Genomic DNA, 17,486 nt, shown 5'->3' on the forward strand with positions numbered 1-17,486 from the left:
CAAGGGCAATCACGCCATGGTGATTGCCCGGTTCCTTCTACTGCAGTCGGAGACAGTCAACGCCACGAACCCGATCGGGGAATCGGGCGGAAGAAGCCGTTCCGATTCCCCAATCCCGATTCCCGATTCCCGGCCCTCAAAAGATATCGAACGCCTTCTCGTCCTGCTGTTCCTGCAGGCCGTAGTCGTAGTCCTGCAGGCGATCCAGGTCCTCGTTCTTCACCCATTCCACCGCACCATTGATGGTGGCCTGGGTCATGCCGTCGGGCGGGTCGTTGGCGGCGATCGGCTTGTCCTTCAGCGCCACGCGCATGTAGTCGATCCAGATCGGCAGTGCCGCCTTGCCGCCGTACTCGCGATAGCCGAGCGAACGGAAGTCGTCGCGACCCACCCACACCGTGGTGGCATAGGGACCGCCGAAGCCGGAGAACCAGGCGTCGCGGTGATCGTTGGTCGAGCCGGTCTTGCCGCCGACGTCCTCGCGCCCCAGCACCTTGGCCGCGGTGCCAGTGCCGCGCTGGACCACGTCGCGCATCATCGAGACCAACTGGTAGGCGGTACGCTCGTCGATGGCGCGCGGCGCGATCTTGGTTTCGGCAGTGGCTGCCGGGGCGGTCTCCGCCGGCGTGGCCGGGGCCGCCGGGGTCGGTTCGATCGACTTGGGCAGCGCGGGGGCGCCGAAGTTGAAGCCGTCCACCACCTGGCTCACCGGCGCGACATTGCCGCCCTGCAAGGCGCAGGTACGGCAGGCCACCGCCGGCACTTCCTTGAAGACCACATTGCCGTCGCGGTCCTTGACCTCGTCCACGATCCAGGTCTCCACCCGCGAGCCACCATTGGCGAACACCGCATAGCCACGCGCCACCGACAACGGCGTCAGCGAGGCCGTGCCCAGCGACATCGACAGATTGGGCGGCAGCTCGGCTTCCTGGAAGCCGAACTGGCTGATGTACTTGCGTGCGAAATCGACGCTGATCGCATCCAGCAAGCGGACCGACACCAGGTTGCGCGATTGCACCAGCGCCTCACGCAAGCGCATCGGGCCGCGGAAGCCACCGCCGTCGTTCTGCGGCGACCAGGTCTTGCCGCGGCGGTCGCGGAACACCACCGGCGCATCGAGCACGATCGAGGCCGGGTTGAAGCCTTTCTCGAACGCGGCCGCATACACGAACGGCTTGAAGCTGGAGCCCGGCTGGCGGCGCGCCTGGGTGGCGCGGTTGAACTTGTTGCCGGCGAAGCTGAAACCGCCGACCAGCGCGCGCAGCGCACCGCTGTTGGCATCCAGCGACACCAGCGCGGCCTGGCCGCGCGGCAACTGGTCGATGATCCACTCGCCGTCCTTCTCGCCGGCGCGGATGCGGGTCAGGTCGCCGCGCGTCAACAGCTTGGCCGGCGTCTTGTTGGTCCAGCGACTGGCGCTGGCCGGCAAGGTCAGCTCGGTCTTGTCGCTCTGCACGACGGTCACGCCGCCGTCGGCATTGGTGCGTGCCACGATCACCGCGCGCAGGCCGCCCTGGGTGAACACGCCAGACAGATGCTTGGCCAGTGCCGCGGCATCCGCATCGGCGGCGACATCGAAATGCTGCTCCACCCCATGCCAGCCATGCCGGTGGTCGTACAGGCGCAGGCCTTCGGCAACCGCCGCATCGGCGCCGGTCTGCAGCGTGGCATCGATGGTGGTGGTGACGTGGTAACCCTTGTTGAGCACATCGCCGCCGTACTTGGCGATCATTTCCTGGCGCACCAGCTCGGCCACATACGGGGCGTAGACCTCGACCGGCGGCTCATGCGGCTTGGCGTGCATCGGCACCGCCTTGGCGGCATCGGCTTCGGCCTGGCTGACAAAGCCCAGGTCGGCCATGCGTTGCAGCACGTAGTAATCGCGGCGCTCCTGCGCGCGTTCCGGATTGCTGATCGGGTTGCCGCTGGACGGGAACTTGGGGATGCCGGCCAGCGAGGCCATCTCGTCCAGGCTCAACTCGCTCATCTTCTTGCCGTAGTAGTACTCGGCCGCAGCACCCACGCCGTAGGCGCGATTGCCGAAGAAGCTCTTGTTGAGATACAGCTCGAAGATCTCGTCCTTGCTCAGCTCGCTCTCGATCTTGCGCGCCAGCAGGATCTCGGCGAGCTTGCGCGTGTAGCTGTATTCGGAACTGAGGAAGAACTGCCGTGCCACCTGCTGGGTGATGGTCGAACCACCCGGCACGCGCTTGGCGTCGGTGCTTGCCAGCAGCCACACCGCGCGGGCGATGCCCTTGTAATCCACGCCGCCGTGTTCGTAGAAGCGTGCATCCTCGGTCGCCAGGAAGGCCTGTTTCAGGCGCAGCGGCACGTCCTTCATCTGGATGGGGTAGCGCCGGGTCTCGCCATAGACGGCCATCAGGCGGCCGTCGCTGGAATAGACGTACATCGGCTCCTGCAGTTCGACCTGCTTGAGCGACTGCACGTCCGGCAACTTGGAGGAAACGGCGTAGTACAGGCCGCCGGCAGCAATAGCGCCAAGCAGGGCGAGCACCACGAACGCGGCCAGGACCCAGCCCAGCCAACGACGAATACGGGGCATGTTAAGAGAGATTCCGATTGCAGATTTCTTGGTCGCAGAGTATAGATGACGCCGGGTTTGGCTGGGGCCGAACTCTGGGGATCGCAGCAGACAGAACTGGGGGCGCGTCGCGGGGCCATTGCCTTGCGCGTGAAGGGCTTGTCAACTGTTAAAATTTGATTATTAATACGAGGGCGCAGACAAGCGTCCAAGTGCCCATCGGCAGGGGAGTTTCCGTGGGGCTTCTACCCAAGAGTCAGTCGCAACTTATCGGTGTCGATATCAGTTCCACTGCAGTCAAGCTCTTGCAGCTGTCGCGCAGCGGGAACCGTTTCCGCGTGGAACACTACGCGGTAGAGCCGTTGCCGCCGAATGCGGTCGTCGAAAAGAACATCGTCGAGGTCGAGGCGGTCGGCGAAGCGATTCGTCGCGCCATCAACCGGTCCGGCAGCAAGGCCAAGAATGCCGCAGCTGCGGTGGCCGGGTCGGCGGTGATCACCAAGCTGATTCCGATGCCGGCCGATCTGGATGACAGCGATCTGGAAGCCCAGGTCGAACTGGAAGCCACCAATTACATTCCGTACCCGATCGAGGAAGTGAATCTCGACTTCGAGGTGCTCGGCCCGATGCCCAACAGCCCGGACATGGTCCAGGTGCTGCTGGCAGCCTCGCGTTCGGAGAACGTGGAACTGCGCCAGTCCGCGCTGGAACTCGGTGGCCTGACCGCCAAGGTGATGGACGTGGAGGCCTTCGCGGTCGAGAACGCCTTCGCCCTGGTCGCCAGCGAGTTGCCGGTGGCTGCCGATGCGGTGGTTGCGCTGGTGGACATCGGCGCGACCATGACCACACTGAGCGTGCTGCGCTCCGGTCGCAGTCTGTATAGCCGCGAGCAGGTCTTCGGCGGCAAGCAGCTCACCGACGAGGTGATGCGCCGGTACGGGTTGACCTACGAAGAGGCCGGCCTGGCCAAGCGTCAGGGCGGTTTGCCAGAGAGCTACGAGGTCGAAGTGCTGGAGCCGTTCAAGGAGGCGACGGTGCAGCAGATCAGCCGTTTGCTGCAGTTCTTCTACGCGGGCAGCGAATTCAATCGGGTCGACTGCATCGTGCTGGCCGGCGGTTGCGCCGCGCTGTCGCGCCTGCCGGAGATGGTGGAAGAACAGCTCGGCGTGACCACCGTGGTCGCCAACCCGCTCGCGCAGATGACGCTGGGCCCGAAGGTCCAGGCGCATGCGCTGGCGCTGGATGCGCCTGCATTGATGATTGCCACCGGCCTGGCCCTGAGGAGCTTTGACTGATGGCAAGAATCAATCTATTGCCCTGGCGCGCCGAGCGCCGGAAGGCGCGCGAGCGTGAGTTCTATTCGATGCTCGGCTTCGCTGCGCTTGCTGGCGTGCTGCTGTCCGGACTGATCTGGTTCTACTACGACGCGCAGATCAGCGGCCAGACCGAGCGCAATGCGTTCCTGACCGCCGAAATCGACAAGGTCAAGGCGCAGAACGAAGAGATCAAGGAACTCGACAAGAAGAAGGACCGTCTGCTCGCCCGCAAGAAGGTGATCGAGGAACTGCAGGCCAATCGCTCGCAGATGGTGCATCTGTTCGATTCGCTGGTGCGCACCATTCCCGATGGCGTGGCCTTGACCAACATCAAGCAGGATGGCGACACCCTGACCCTGGAAGGTCGTTCGCAGTCCAACGCGCGCGTCAGTGCCTACATGCGCAACCTGGAAGGCTCGGGCTGGATGACCAATCCTGACCTGTCGATCATCGAGGCCAAGAGCCAGGACAAGGCCGGGCAACCTGCGGGATCGTCGATGGACACCAAGACGCTGCCGTACGTGTTCACCCTCAAGGTCAAGCTGGCCAATCCGAACGAGGCTGACAAGAACGGCACCGCACCGGTCGACGCGCAAGCGCCGGCTGCAGCGCCTGCCGGCACGGCACCTGCGGGCACGCCAGCGGCGACACCTGCAGCGCCTGCGCCTGCCACGCCGCCGGCGGCTGCGCCTGTGCAGCCAGCGCCGGCGTCAGCCAATCGGCCGCAGGAGGGGGCCGCGTCATGAGTCAGAAATCATTCAAGCTCAGCGATCTGGATTTCAACAACATCGGCGGCTGGCCGCAGCAGGCGCGTATCGTGTTCTGCGTGGTGGTCGGCCTGTTCATCATGGTGCTGGCGTGGTTCCTGTTGATCAGCGGCAAGCGCGATGAACTCGAAGGCCTGGAAGGCACCGAAACGCAGCTGCGCACCGAGTTCGAGACCCAGCAGGGCCGCGCGGTGAATCTGGAGCCGCTCAAGCAGCAGCTCGCGCAGATGGAGCAGGTGCTGCAGCAGATGCTGCGGCAGCTGCCCAGCAAGACCGAAATGCCGGATCTGATCATCGACATCTCGCAGACCGCGCTTTCGAGCGGCCTGTCCAACGAGTTGTTCCAGCCGGGTCCGGAATCGCCGAAGGAGTTCTACGCCGAAAAGCCGATCGCCTTGCGCATGGTGGGCAGTTACCACCAGTTCGGTGCCTTCGTCAGCGGCGTGGCGTCGCTGCCGCGTGTGGTGATCCTGACCATGCACGACATCAACCTCAAGCCGAAGGACCCCAAGGCCGGCATCACCCCGCGCGGGGCGCTGGAACTGTCCGGCACGGTCAAGACCTATCGTTATCTGGACGATGAGGAAATGGCCGAGCAGGAGAAGGCTGCGGCCGACGCTGCGAAGAAGGGCGGCCAATGACCATGAGACTGCTCAAGATCCTGTCGTGCGTGGCGCTAATTGCTGTGTTGCCGGCGTGTACGCGCAGTGTGACCAGCACACCGGGCGATGCGCCGAATCTGGAAGCCTGGGTCGCCGAAGTGCGCGCACGTCCGGCACCGCCGTTGGAGCCATTGCCGGTGATGCAGCAGTTCGAGACGTTCGAATATGCGGCGCAGTCGATGCGCGACCCGTTCAGCGATGCCTGGGTCAGTGCGGAAGGCGGTAACGGCACGCGTCCGGATCCGAACCGGCGCAAGGAGCCGCTGGAAGCCTATCCGCTCGACGCCCTCGATATGGTGGGGACCATTGGCGGCGGCTCGGGCCTGATCGCGCTGGTCATGGCACCGGACAAGGTGACCTACCGGGTGCGGCCGGGCGTGTATCTGGGACAGAGCGATGGCCGGGTCACCGGGGTCTACGAAGACCGCATCGAGCTGATTGAACTTGTGCCGGACGGTGCGGGCGGATGGCTTGAACGGCCGGCCGCGCTCGCATTGGATGATCAATAAAGTGATAGGGGATAGCACGATGACGTTTTCCAATGCCCGGCGGCTGCGTCCGGTTCGGCGCCACGCGGTATTCCAGGCCTGCGCGATGGGGTTCGCGCTGGCGCTGGCGAGCGGTAGCGCTTTCTCGGCGGCAGCACTGAAGCAGCCTGCGCAGGATCCGGCCAAGACCGCTCCGGCGAGCCTGGCGGTGTCCAAGATCGACTTCAAACGTGGCGAGGATGGCACTGGTCGTCTGATCCTGCAGTTCGACGGCCAGGGCGCCAGCCCGGATCTGCGCACGCAGGGCGACAACGTGCTGGTCGATATCAGCAACGCACGCCTGCCCGCCGAACTGCAGCGCCCGCTCAACGTCACCGATTTTGCAACGCCGGTGCAGCGTGTCGAGGTCAAGCCATCCGGCTCGGGGTCGCAGCTGGTGCTGTCGACCAAGGGCGCGTTCGATTCGCTGGCCTACCAGACCGGCAACGAATACGTGGTCGAAATCACTCCGCGCAAGGGCCAGCCCGCGGTCGGGGGCGTCAGCGCCGCAGCCGTCACCCAGGCCGCCGCGCAGATCGCTGCGCGCGGTTACAGTGGCCGCCCGGTAACGTTCAACTTCCAGGACGTGCCGGTACGCACCGTGCTGCAGCTGATCGCCGAGGAATCCAACCTCAATATCGTCGCCTCCGACACCGTGCAGGGCAATGTCACGCTGCGCCTGATGAACGTGCCGTGGGACCAGGCGCTGGACATCGTGCTGCGCGCCAAGGGGCTGGACAAGCGCCGCGACGGCGGCGTGGTGTGGGTTGCCCCGCAGCCGGAGCTGGCCAAGTTCGAGCAGGACAAGGAAGACGCCCGCATCGCGATCGAAAACCGCGAGGATCTGATCACCGATTACGTGCAGATCAATTACCACAACGCAGCTGTGATCTTCAAAGCGCTGACGGAGGCCAAGGGGATTGGTGGCGGTAGTGGTGGTCAAGGTGGACAGGGCGGCGCAGGGCAGCAGGACAACGGATTTTTGTCGCCGCGTGGTCGTCTGGTCGCTGATGAACGTACCAACACGTTGATGATCAGTGACATTCCGAAGAAGGTCGCGCAGATGCGCGAGCTGATTTCGCATATCGATCGGCCGGTGGATCAGGTGTTGATCGAAAGCCGCATCGTGATCGCGACCGATACGTTTGCGCGTGACTTGGGTGCGCGGTTTGGAGTCACCGGTGCGACAGGGCGGGGCATTTTGAGTGGCTCGCTGGAAAGTAACGTCAACTACCTCAACACCTCTGCGCAAGCTGCTCTGGAGCGCGCTAATGGCGGCACACAGACGACGTTGCCGGCGCATCTGTTTCCGTCCGGGCTGAACGTCGATCTTGGGGCTGGCGGCTTCACGAACAGCGGCGCAGCAGGTCTTGCCTACACCCTATTGGGTTCCCACTTCAACCTGGATATCGAGCTGTCGGCGATGCAGGAAGAAGGGCGCGGCGAAGTCGTTTCCAATCCGCGCATCGTGACCGCCAACCAGCGTGAGGGTGTGATCAAGCAGGGCCGCGAAATCGGCTATGTGACCATCAGTGGCGCGGGTGTTGCAGGTGGCGGGTCGCAGGCCAATGTGCAGTTCAAGGAAGTTCTGCTCGAACTCAAGGTGACGCCGACGATCACCAATGACAACCGCGTTTTCCTGAACATGAATGTCAAAAAGGACGAAGTGGCACGCTTCATTACCTTGCCGCAATACGGCACCGTGCCGGAAATCAACCGTCGGGAAGTCAATACGGCAGTGTTGGTGGCCGATGGCGAGACGGTGGTGATCGGCGGTGTGTACGAATTCACTGACCGTGAGAGCGTGTCGAAGGTGCCGTTCCTGGGTGACATCCCGTTTCTGGGCAATCTGTTCAAGAAGCGTGGGCGCAGCAAGGAAAAGGCTGAGTTGCTGGTTTTCGTCACTCCGAAGGTGTTGCGAGTGGCAAGCGCAGCGCAATAAGCACAACCACATGAGAAAAGGGGGCCGCGAAAGCGGCCTTCTTTTTTTCCAGGTTTGCTCGAGTGATGTACATGGCGCATGCAAACGTCAGCTGCGCTAGGTGGCATGCGTGCCTCATCACCCATCCAGATGTCTATCACTCAAGCCCGCCTGCGATGTTCACCGGGATACTCACCTCCGGCGCGGCCGGCAGTGGAGAGCATGAACCCGGTCACTCACTGAACATCTTCCCGCTTCGTAGTGAACCAATCACATTCGAATCGGTCACACTGGGCCTATGAACGCACCGCCGCTGTTGCCCCCAGAAGCCGCTGCCGCGCCCGCCGAGGACCGGTTGCATCGTCAATTCACCCTGCTGCGCGAGTCGCTGGCGCAGCGCATCGTGGGCCAGTCTGCGCTGGTCGAACGGTTGCTGATCGCCCTGCTGGCCGACGGGCATCTACTGGTCGAGGGCGCGCCCGGGCTGGCCAAGACCACCGCGATCCGCGCGCTGGCCTCGCGGCTGGAGGCGGATTTTGCGCGGGTGCAGTTCACCCCCGACTTGTTGCCCTCCGATCTGACCGGCACCGAGATCTGGCGGCCGCAGGACAGCCGGTTCGAGTTCATGCCCGGGCCGATCTTCCATCCGATCCTGCTGGCCGACGAGATCAATCGTGCACCGGCCAAGGTGCAGTCGGCACTGCTGGAGGCGATGGGCGAGCGTCAGGTCACCGTCGGGCGGCACACCTATGCGCTGCCGCAGCTGTTCCTGGTGATGGCCACGCAGAACCCGATCGAGCAGGAAGGCACCTTCCCGTTGCCCGAGGCGCAGTTGGATCGTTTCCTGATGCACGTGCGTATCGGCTATCCACAGGCCGATGCCGAGGCGGAGATCCTGCGGCTGGCACGTGAGGCCGCACGCGACACCCTGGAAAAGCACGAGACGGTACCCGACAAGATCCCGCTGGAAGATGTCTTTGCCGCGCGTCGGGTGGTGCTGGACGTGCATCTGGCGCCGCAGCTGGAGCGCTACCTGATCGAAATCGTGCTCGCATCGCGTGATGCCCAGCGCTACGACCCGGCACTGGCGCGGCGGATTGCCTGGGGCGCGAGCCCGCGTGGGTCGATCGCACTGGAGCGCTGCGCACGGGCGCGTGCATGGCTGGCCGGGCGCGACTACGTGACCCCGGACGATATCCGCGCAATCGCGCCGGATGTGCTGCGTCATCGCGTGCTGCCCAGCTATGAAGCCACTGCCGAAGGCTGGGATGGCGAGCGCCTGGTCGCCGCCTTGCTGGAAAAGATTCCGCTGCCCTGATCGGGTAGCGTGTCGCCGAGGTATGCCGTCCTCTGACCAGAATCCGATGTCTTCGATGCCGTCTTCTTCCCCTGTCACCGCTCCGGCGTCGATCGCCGGCGATGGGCTGCGGCCGACGCTGGCGGAGCTGATCGCGCTGCGTGGCACCACGACCCATCGCGGGCAGCCAGGGCGTGGCCGCCATGGGCTGGTCGGGCCGGTGCCGGCGGCAACGCGTGGGCGCGGGATGGAATACGCCGAGTCGCGCGAGTACGTGGCCGGCGACGATGCGCGGCATATCGACTGGCGCGTCACTGCGCGTACCGGGCGCGCGCACACCAAATTGTTCCAGGCCGAGCGCGAACGCTTGAGTCTGATTGTGGCCGATACCTCACCGGCGCTCTTCTTCGGTACGCGGGTGCGCTACAAATCAGTGCAGGCCGCACGTGCCGGCGCGGTTGCCGCGTGGCTGGCGCAGCGGCAGGGCGACCGGATCGCCGCGCTGCGTGGCACTGCCAGCGAAGCGCCGATTGCACCGCGCTCGGGTCAACGCGGCGTATTACCGGTGCTGGATGCGTTGGCGCGCTGGTACACGCAGCCGCCGTCCGGCGATGCAGGTCTGGAGGTGGCACTGGACCATGCCGCGCGGTTGCTGCGCCCGGGTGCGCGGCTGACCGTGCTGGCCGATGCGCGCAGCGCCAGCAGGATTTCTGCCACACGCTGGTCGGGCCTGGCCTTGCATCACGAGGTGGTGGTGATCGTACTGGTCGACCCGCTGGAGCTGGCGCCACCGGCCCGCGCACTCAGCTTCGATGTGCGCGGCGAGCGCATCGCGATCGATCTGTCCACGCAGGCCGGACGTGCGCGTTGGCAGGCCGAATTCGTGGCGCCGCTGGAACAATTGACCGCGGTCCTGCAGGCACGCGGTGTGCGCTTGCATCGCCTGTCCACCGACGATGCCAGCGATGCCTGGTTGGGCGGCAGTAGCGCCGTGCGGAGCCGATGACGATGTCGCCGCAATCGCTGCCGCTACGCGATGTCCATCTGCCGCCATCGCCGCCATGGTGGCCGCTGGCGCCGGGCTGGTGGCTGGTGATCGCGGTAGTGGTCCTGGTGCTTGGCAGCGCATGGTGGTGGTGGCGTCGCCGTCGTCAGCAGCAGCGGCGCTGGCTGGCGGCATTCGATGCCGAGCTGCAGCGCGCAACGACTCCCGCGCAGCGTCTGGCCGCGTTGTCGGTGTTGCTGCGACGCGCAGCGCGCAGCGTCGATGCGCAGGCCGACCGGCTGCAGGGCGAGGCATGGCTGCAGTTTCTGGACGGGCGCAAAAGCAAGACGCGGGCCTTTTCGCAGGGACCGGGGCGCGCGCTGCTGGACGGCGGCTTTCAACGTGCGCCGGCGGTGGCCGATCTGGATGCGGTGCAGGCGCTGGCGCGGCAGCGGTTTCTGAGTCTGATGCGAGGCCGGCGATGAACTGGCTGCAATGGTCGCAATGGCAGGATGCGCTGGCGCACTGCGCATGGCCGTGGGCATGGTGGTTGATGCCGCTGCCGTTGCTGATGTGGTTCTGGCCGCAGCGCCGTGCCGATACGGCGGCACTGCGCGTGCCTTACGCCGATCAACTGCATGCGGTTGCGCAGGCAAACAGCGCACCGGTACTGCGGGTGCCGCGCTGGCTTGCCTGGCTGGGCTGGTTTTTCCTGTGCGCGGCGCTCGCGCGCCCGCAGCAATTGGGCGATGTGATCCAGCCGCCGCGTGAGGCGCGGCAGATGATGCTGGCGGTGGATCTGTCCGGCAGCATGAGCGAGCCGGACATGGTGCTCGGCGGCAATGTGGTGGATCGCCTGACCGCCGCCAAGGCGGTGTTGTCGGACTTTCTGGATCGTCGCGACGGCGATCGGGTCGGCTTGCTGGTGTTCGGTCAGCGCGCCTACGCGTTGACGCCGTTGACCGCCGACCTGACCTCCGTGCGCGACCAGTTGGCTGACAGCGTGGTGGGGCTGGCCGGGCGCGAGACGGCGATCGGCGATGCGATCGCGTTGTCGGTCAAACGGCTGCGCGAGCAGAAGCAGGGCCAGCGCGTGGTGGTGTTGCTCACCGACGGCGTCAACACCGCAGGCGTGCTCAATCCGCTCAAGGCCGCCGAGCTTGCCAAGGCCGAAGGCGTGCGCGTGCATACGATCGCCTTCGGCGGCAACGGCGGCTATTCGTTGTTCGGCGTGCCGATTCCGGCCACGGGCAACGACGATATCGACGAAGACGGCTTGCGCAAGATCGCCGCGCAGACCGGTGGACGCTTTTTCCGTGCCCGCGATACCGAAGAACTGGCCGGCATCTATGCCGAGCTGGATCGGCTGGAGCCGGTCAAGGCGCTCGGCCCTTCGGTGCAGCCGCGCGTGGAACGCTATTACTGGCCGTTGGGCGCTGCCATCGTGATTGCGCTGCTGGCCTATGTGTTGCCGCGGAGATGGCGATGAACGCGCTGACCGAACTGGCAGGCGGGCTGCAGTCGCTGCATCTGCTGCGCCCGGGGTTGCTGTGGGCGCTGCTGGCGATCGTGCCGGCGGCAGTGCTGTGGCAGTTGCGTCGACGCGATGCGGACGTGTGGCGGCAAAGCGTGGATGCGCATCTGTTGCCGACCTTGCTGGTGTCCGGCAGTCGGCGTGGATGGCTGGGATTCGTGCTGGCTGCGCTGACCTATGCGCTGGCGGTGCTGGCGATGACCGGGCCGAGCTGGCGGCAGACCGAGCGGCCGGTGTATCACTCCAGCATGCCGCTGGTGGTGGCGCTGGACCTGTCCTCCAGCATCACCGCCAACGACCTGCCGCCGTCGCGTCTGCTACAGGCGCGGGCCAAGTTGGCCACGTTGTTAAGCAAGCGGGCCGGTGGCGAAGTCGCATTGCTGGTCTATGCAGGCGAGAGTTTCACCGTTGCGCCGTTGACCGAAGACACCGCCAACGTGGCGTTGTTTCTGGATGCGCTGTCGCCATCGGTGATGCCTGTGGACGGCAAGCGCGCCGATGCGGCGATCGACGCGGCCACGCAGTTGCTGCTGCAGGCGGGTTTCAAGCAGGGCGACATCCTGCTGGTCAGCGACAGCGCCGATCGTGCGGCCGGAAGTTCTGCACGGCTGGCGCGCTCGCGTGGATTCAGCGTGTCCGCGCTCGGCGTGGGGAGCACGCGCGGCGCGGCCTATCGCACCACGACCGGTGAGATTGCGCAGACAAAACTGGATGAAGGCAGCCTGCGCGATCTTGCCGGGCAGGGCGGTGGTCGCTATGCGCGTATCACCGCCGACGATGCGGACCTACGTGCGCTGGGTGTGCTCGACCCGGCGCAACAGCCGCTGGCCGATGAAACCGCCGAGTCCACCGGCGGCAAGACCTGGCTGGACGAGGGCTACTGGCTGCTGCTACCGGTGATGCTGTTGGCACTGCTGGCGTTCCGGCGGCGTACGGTTGTGGCGGTACTTGCATTGGTGTGCGTGTTGCCATTGGCCCAACCCGCGCATGCTGCCGACGGCACCTTGTGGCAACGCGCCGATCAGGTGCAGCAGCAGCGCCTGGATGCAGGCGTGCAGGCATATCGCAGGGGCGATTTCGCCGCGGCACAAAAAGCCTTCGAGAATGTGCCCACCGATGAGGGTTTGTACAACCTCGGCAACGCGCTGGCCAGGCAGGGCCAATACGACGAAGCGATTGCGGCTTACGACCGGGCGCTCAAGCAACATCCGGATCAGCCCGACGCCATCGCCAATCGTGCGGCGGTGGAGGCGGCGCGCAAGCGTCAGCAGCAGAACAATAAAGACGGCAAGGGCAAGGACGGCAAGGGCCAGTCCGACGACCAGAAACAATCCGGTCAGAACGGCTCCGGCCAGAATCAGTCCGGACAGAACAAGCAGAACGATCCAAAGCCTGGCCAGGACGGGCAAGGCAAGCAGGATGCGCAAGGCAAACAGGACGGCAAGGATCAGCCGTCTGCGCAGGCGCCGCAGGACGCAGCCTCGCAGAACCAGCAGTCCAAAAACGGCCAGGGCGAGCAGAGCAAGCAGGACGCAGCGCCGCAATCGGCCGACGCCAAGGCGCAGCAGCAGGCCGATGCCGCGCAGCGGCAAAAGATGCAGCAGGCGATGGCGCAGGCTGGCGACAAGAGCGCCGATGCAAACGGCAAGCAGGCCGCTGCGGCAACGGCGAACGAAACGCCGGAGCAACGCGAGCAACGCCAGGCAGTGGATGCCTGGTTGCGGCGGGTGCCGGACGACCCGGGCAGTCTGCTGCGCACCAAATTCAGGCTGGAACACGAACGCAGGCAACGGGACGGACGATGATCGGCACACACCATTTGCGCCGCGCGGCGATCGGCATGTTGACCAGCGCGATGCTGCTCACCTGTGCACCGGTGGGTGCCGTCACGCGCGCGTGGCTGGATCGCGACAGCGCCAATGCCGGCGACGTGGTGATGCTGAATATCGAAACCGATCAACGCGGTGTCGATCCGGATTACACGCCGTTGCGCAACGATTTCGCGCTGGGGGCCAAGAGCGCCAACCAGCAGATGCAGGTGACTAATGGGTCGGTGACGGTGCGCGCGCTGTTCGGCGTGGTGCTGACGCCGCGCAAGAGCGGCGAGCTGATCGTGCCGGCGATCCGCGTGGGTAACGAGCGCACCGAACCGTTGCGGTTGCAGGTGGGCGCGTCGGCAAGCGATGCCGGCAGTAGCGCGCCCGGCGCAGCAGCAGCGGCGCAAGGCAACGAGGATGCCTTTGTGCAGACGCAGGTGGACGATCCGCAGCCCTATGTGCAGCAAAGTGTGGGCGTGGTGGTGCGGCTGTATTTCGCCACGCAGCTGGCGTCCGGCGAACTCGATCTTGAAGCGCCCGATGGTGCATCGCTGCAGCGCATCGGCGACGACGTCAGTTCGGTCAAGGTACTCAATAACCGCCAATACAACGTGGTCGAGCGGCGCTATCTGCTGGTGCCCGAGCGCAGCGGCCGGCTGGTGTTGCCGTCGGCGCGCTTCAATGGTCGGTCGGTCGGCGGCTTCTTCGACGACTATTTCGGTCGTGGCAATGGCGAGCTGAGTGCACGCAGCGCCAGCATCCCGCTGCAGGTACGCGCACAACCGGCCAACGCGCCGCAGCCGTGGTTGCCGCTGCGCAGCCTGCAGTTGCGCTACACGACCACGCCGCAGCGCGCCACCGCCGGTGAAGCGGCCCAGCTCGTGGTGGAGGCCAGCGCACGCGGCGCCACCCAGGCGCAGTTCCCGGAATTGCCGACCCCGAGCGTGCCCGACGCGCAGGTGTTCGCCGAGCCGCCGCAATACGAAGAACGCTTCGTGGATGGCTCGCCGCAGCTGCGGCTGACCCGCCGTTATTCGATCGTGCCCAACCGCGCCGGTCGGCTGGTGGTGCCCGGCTTGCAGGTAGCATGGTGGGATGTGGGCGCGGGGGCAGCCAAGACCGCGGCGTTGCCGGACCTTACGCTGGATGTGGCGGCAGGTAGCGGTGCGTTTGCGGCGCCCGCGCCCGCGCCAACGCCTGCAGCCAGTCCATCACCGGATAACGTTGCGCCAACCGCTGCGGCCGGTACGTTGAGCCTGCAGCAGGCTGCGGCCACGCAACGGCCATGGGGCTGGATCGCTGCGGCGATCGGCTTTGCGCTGCTGTGGATTGCCACCCTGGTGTGGGCCTTGTCGCGGCGTCGTGGCGGCTCGCACGGCGCGCCGGTGATCAACGCCAGCGATGCAGCTGCGCCCGGACGGCGTGTGACGCACGGTGTGGCCGAGCTGCGACGCGCGCTCGATACCGGCGGCATGGACGACGTGGCCGCGGTGCTGTGCGGCATGGCCGGCGTTGCCGATATCGACAGCGTGCTGGCAGCGTTGAGCGACCCGGCGCAGCGGGCAGCGGTGGCACAGATGCAGCGTGCCCGTTGGGGCGGCGATGGCGACGTGACCAGTGCACGTTCGGCCTTGCGCGAGGCCTTTGCCAAGGGCCCGCGGTGGCGAAATGCCACGGCTGCGGAGCCGGAGGTCTTGGCGCCGCTGTATCCGCCGGCGCCTTGATCGGTTTCGGTGCATCGGAAGTTGCTGACTGGGTCTAGATGGTCACCATGTCCTGTCCGGCTTTGACGCATTGATCCCGGTTGCGCCTGGTTGTTCACCTGTGCTGCTTAAAACAAGGCGTTGGGTCTGTGACCTGGCTGCAGAGCCCTTGCCCGCCCACCCTCGCGGGACACGCCGCAAGTACGTCCTTGTAGGCTCTTACGCGGCATCCCTGCCGCGTAAGGTCCCGCGACGGTGAGCGGGCAAGGACCAGTCGGGATGGTCGGTGTGGTTAGTTGCAAGCAGAGCACGAGGTGCGCTGGGCGCATCACTCTGGGTCCCACCAGCTTCTTATCGCCTTCCCATTGCAAATAGCCGACAGGCTTTCAACACGCAACCTACAGGCTTCTCACCTGCCTAGCGCAAGTCGAGCGACATGCCTTCAAGAAAGCAATCGGCCAACTCTCTGGCGCGGTGTCCTTGCCGGTTGCGGGACCATTGGCGGCATGGATGCCGCCGAGGAGCCTCCATGGACGGATTCACGGCGTGTCCCGCAAGCGGCGAGGGCACCGCGCACTCGACTCACCAGGCTTCTGATTCAAGCATCCGATCGCGCTTCGACGACACTACAGTTTGAAGTCTTGGTTGCTTTGTACGTTGTGTCTCGATGCGCTTGGACAGTGTGGAGAGATCAGTGGCAGAGCGACGGATCTGTGGCTTCGCTGCAGAGCCCTTGCCCGCCCATCATCGCGGGACACGCCGCAAGTACGTCCCTGTAGGCTCTTACGCGGCATCCATGCCGCGTAAGGTCCCGCGACGGTGAGCGGGCAAGGACCTGTCGGGATGGTCGGTGTGCATGGTTGCAAGCAAGAGCTCAGGGACTGATTCCATGCGTGTTCCCAAAGCGGTTGGGCATCGCGCCCCGGTACAGGCGGCTCATGCATCCGCTCTGCCTGCCCACGGCGAGCGCGCCAGATGTGTTGAACGCTCCAGCGCCCGTATCGGCTGACGTAGGGAGCTGCACCTACCCTCGGGCAGGCGCACGGCGACAGGCCGGGTAGGTGGCCGCGTCGATGGCGTTTGTTAAGCTCCGGGACTTGTGTCCAGATCAAGGCCCGACCAGATGACTGCATCCCCCGCCGCACGCCGCCCGGGCCTGCCCCTGCATTGGAAGATGGGCATTGGCTTCGCCGTCGGTCTGCTGCTGGGTCTGGCCGTCTACTACCTGGCCGGCAGCGATGCCGACTGGGTGCGCGTGGTCACCAAATACGTCACCACGCCGTTCTCGCAGATCTTCCTCAATCTGATCTTCATGCTGATCGTGCCGCTGCTGTTTTCGGCATTGGTGATGGGCATTTCCGAAATGGGCGACATCCGTGCGCTCGGGCGCGTGGGGTGGCGCACCCTGGGCTACACCGTCGTGCTGTCCGGCGTGGCGGTGTTGCTGGGGCTGGTGCTGGTGAATGTGCTCAAGCCTGGTGCCGGCGTGGACCCGCAGCTGGCCAACCAATTGATCCAGCAGAACGCTGAGCGCACCCGCGAGATCATCTCCAGCTCCGGCACCCAGCCGCAGGGCATGGACATGCTGTTGTCGATCGTGCCCAGCAACGTGATCGCGGCAGCGTCCAGCAACGGCGCGATCCTGTCGCTGATGTTCTTTGCGGTGATGTTCGGCGTGGGCATGGTGCTGACCGCCGACGAAAAGGTGGCCACGCTCAAGCGCGGCATCGAGGGCATCTTCGAAATCTCGATGACCCTGATCGGCTTGGTGATCCGTCTGGCGCCGTATGCGGTGGCTTGTTTCATGTTCAATCTGGCCGCGCTGTTCGGCTTCGATCTGCTGATCCGCCTGGGCGCTTATGTGGGTGTGGTGGTGCTGGCGCTGGGCCTGCACATGGTGGTCAGTTATGGGCTGGCAGTGAAGTTCGCCGGGCGCTCGCCGATCGGCTTCTTCAAGCAGACCCAGGAGGCCACGATGATGGCGTTCTCCACCGCCTCCAGTAACGCGACCCTGCCGACCGCCCTGCGCGTGGCCGACGAGATGGGCCTGCCGCCGCGGGTGTCGCGTTTCGTGCTGACCGTGGGCGCCACCGCCAACCAGAACGGCACCGCCTTGTTCGAAGGGGTGACGGTGATCTTCCTGGCGCAGTTCTTCAACGTGGACCTGAGCATCGGCCAGCAGTTCATGGTGATGCTGGTCTGCATCCTGGGTGGCATTGGCACCGCCGGCGTACCGTCCGGCTCGCTGCCGGTGGTGGCGCTGATCTGCGCGATGGTTGGGGTCAACCCGGTCGGCATCGGCATGATCCTGGGCGTCAATCATTTCCTGGATATGTGCCGGACGGCGCTGAACGTGACTGGCGATCTGGCACTGACGACCTTGGTTGCCAAGGGCGAGGAGTAGGGAGTCGGGAA

The 17,486-nt window shown here is 65.3% G+C and carries 13 protein-coding genes; 12 read left to right on the top strand and 1 reads right to left on the bottom strand.

Annotated elements, in window-relative coordinates; translation table 11 throughout:
- Window positions 1–136: 136 nt before the first annotated feature.
- Complete coding sequence (locus XARJCFBP2528_RS11485) at window positions 137–2,563, bottom strand: penicillin-binding protein 1A (RefSeq protein ID WP_047124722.1); 2,427 nt, start codon at window positions 2,561–2,563, stop codon at window positions 137–139.
- Window positions 2,564–2,778: 215 nt separating this feature from the next.
- Here XARJCFBP2528_RS11485 and XARJCFBP2528_RS11490 point away from each other — a divergent pair, with 215 nt between their 5' ends.
- From XARJCFBP2528_RS11490 to XARJCFBP2528_RS11545, 12 genes are all read left to right on the top strand, one after another.
- Window positions 2,779–3,837 (top strand): pilus assembly protein PilM, encoded by a 1,059-nt coding sequence (locus XARJCFBP2528_RS11490; protein WP_047124723.1) that lies wholly within the window; start codon window positions 2,779–2,781, stop codon window positions 3,835–3,837.
- Entirely contained in the window at window positions 3,837–4,604 is a 768-nt protein-coding gene (locus XARJCFBP2528_RS11495; protein ID WP_047124724.1) for a PilN domain-containing protein, read from the top strand. The genes XARJCFBP2528_RS11490 and XARJCFBP2528_RS11495 overlap by 1 nt, the downstream gene beginning before the upstream one ends.
- Window positions 4,601–5,266 carry a type IV pilus inner membrane component PilO gene (locus tag XARJCFBP2528_RS11500; protein WP_047124725.1) on the top strand — a complete coding sequence of 222 codons (666 nt, stop codon included), beginning with the start codon at window positions 4,601–4,603 and terminating at the stop codon, window positions 5,264–5,266. Before XARJCFBP2528_RS11495 ends, XARJCFBP2528_RS11500 begins: the two co-directional genes overlap by 4 nt.
- Window positions 5,263–5,796 (top strand): pilus assembly protein PilP, encoded by a 534-nt coding sequence (locus tag XARJCFBP2528_RS11505; protein WP_047124726.1) that lies wholly within the window; start codon window positions 5,263–5,265, stop codon window positions 5,794–5,796. Before XARJCFBP2528_RS11500 ends, XARJCFBP2528_RS11505 begins: the two co-directional genes overlap by 4 nt.
- Before the next feature lie 19 nt (window positions 5,797–5,815).
- A complete protein-coding gene (locus tag XARJCFBP2528_RS11510) occupies window positions 5,816–7,756 on the top strand; it encodes a type IV pilus secretin PilQ (RefSeq protein ID WP_047124727.1) in 1,941 nt (646 codons plus the stop codon).
- A gap of 277 nt (window positions 7,757–8,033) precedes the next feature.
- Window positions 8,034–9,053 carry an AAA family ATPase gene (locus XARJCFBP2528_RS11515; protein WP_039525693.1) on the top strand — a complete coding sequence of 340 codons (1,020 nt, stop codon included), beginning with the start codon at window positions 8,034–8,036 and terminating at the stop codon, window positions 9,051–9,053.
- A gap of 22 nt (window positions 9,054–9,075) precedes the next feature.
- Window positions 9,076–10,038 (top strand): DUF58 domain-containing protein, encoded by a 963-nt coding sequence (locus tag XARJCFBP2528_RS11520; RefSeq protein WP_026064595.1) that lies wholly within the window; start codon window positions 9,076–9,078, stop codon window positions 10,036–10,038.
- A 2-nt stretch (window positions 10,039–10,040) separates the two neighbouring features.
- A complete protein-coding gene (locus tag XARJCFBP2528_RS11525) occupies window positions 10,041–10,502 on the top strand; it encodes a DUF4381 domain-containing protein (protein ID WP_026064594.1) in 462 nt (153 codons plus the stop codon).
- Complete coding sequence (locus tag XARJCFBP2528_RS11530; protein WP_016903579.1) at window positions 10,499–11,506, top strand: vWA domain-containing protein; 1,008 nt, start codon at window positions 10,499–10,501, stop codon at window positions 11,504–11,506. Before XARJCFBP2528_RS11525 ends, XARJCFBP2528_RS11530 begins: the two co-directional genes overlap by 4 nt.
- Window positions 11,503–13,356 (top strand): tetratricopeptide repeat protein, encoded by a 1,854-nt coding sequence (locus tag XARJCFBP2528_RS11535; protein WP_026064593.1) that lies wholly within the window; start codon window positions 11,503–11,505, stop codon window positions 13,354–13,356. Before XARJCFBP2528_RS11530 ends, XARJCFBP2528_RS11535 begins: the two co-directional genes overlap by 4 nt.
- Entirely contained in the window at window positions 13,353–15,092 is a 1,740-nt protein-coding gene (locus XARJCFBP2528_RS11540) for a BatD family protein (RefSeq protein ID WP_047124728.1), read from the top strand. The genes XARJCFBP2528_RS11535 and XARJCFBP2528_RS11540 overlap by 4 nt, the downstream gene beginning before the upstream one ends.
- Window positions 15,093–16,194: 1,102 nt before the next feature.
- Window positions 16,195–17,475, top strand: a complete 1,281-nt coding sequence (locus tag XARJCFBP2528_RS11545) for a dicarboxylate/amino acid:cation symporter (RefSeq protein ID WP_026064592.1) — start codon at window positions 16,195–16,197, stop codon at window positions 17,473–17,475.
- Window positions 17,476–17,486 lie beyond the last annotated feature (11 nt).

Origin of the sequence: Xanthomonas arboricola pv. juglandis (genome assembly GCF_001013475.1) — a bacterium.
Lineage (GTDB): Bacteria > Pseudomonadota > Gammaproteobacteria > Xanthomonadales > Xanthomonadaceae > Xanthomonas > Xanthomonas arboricola.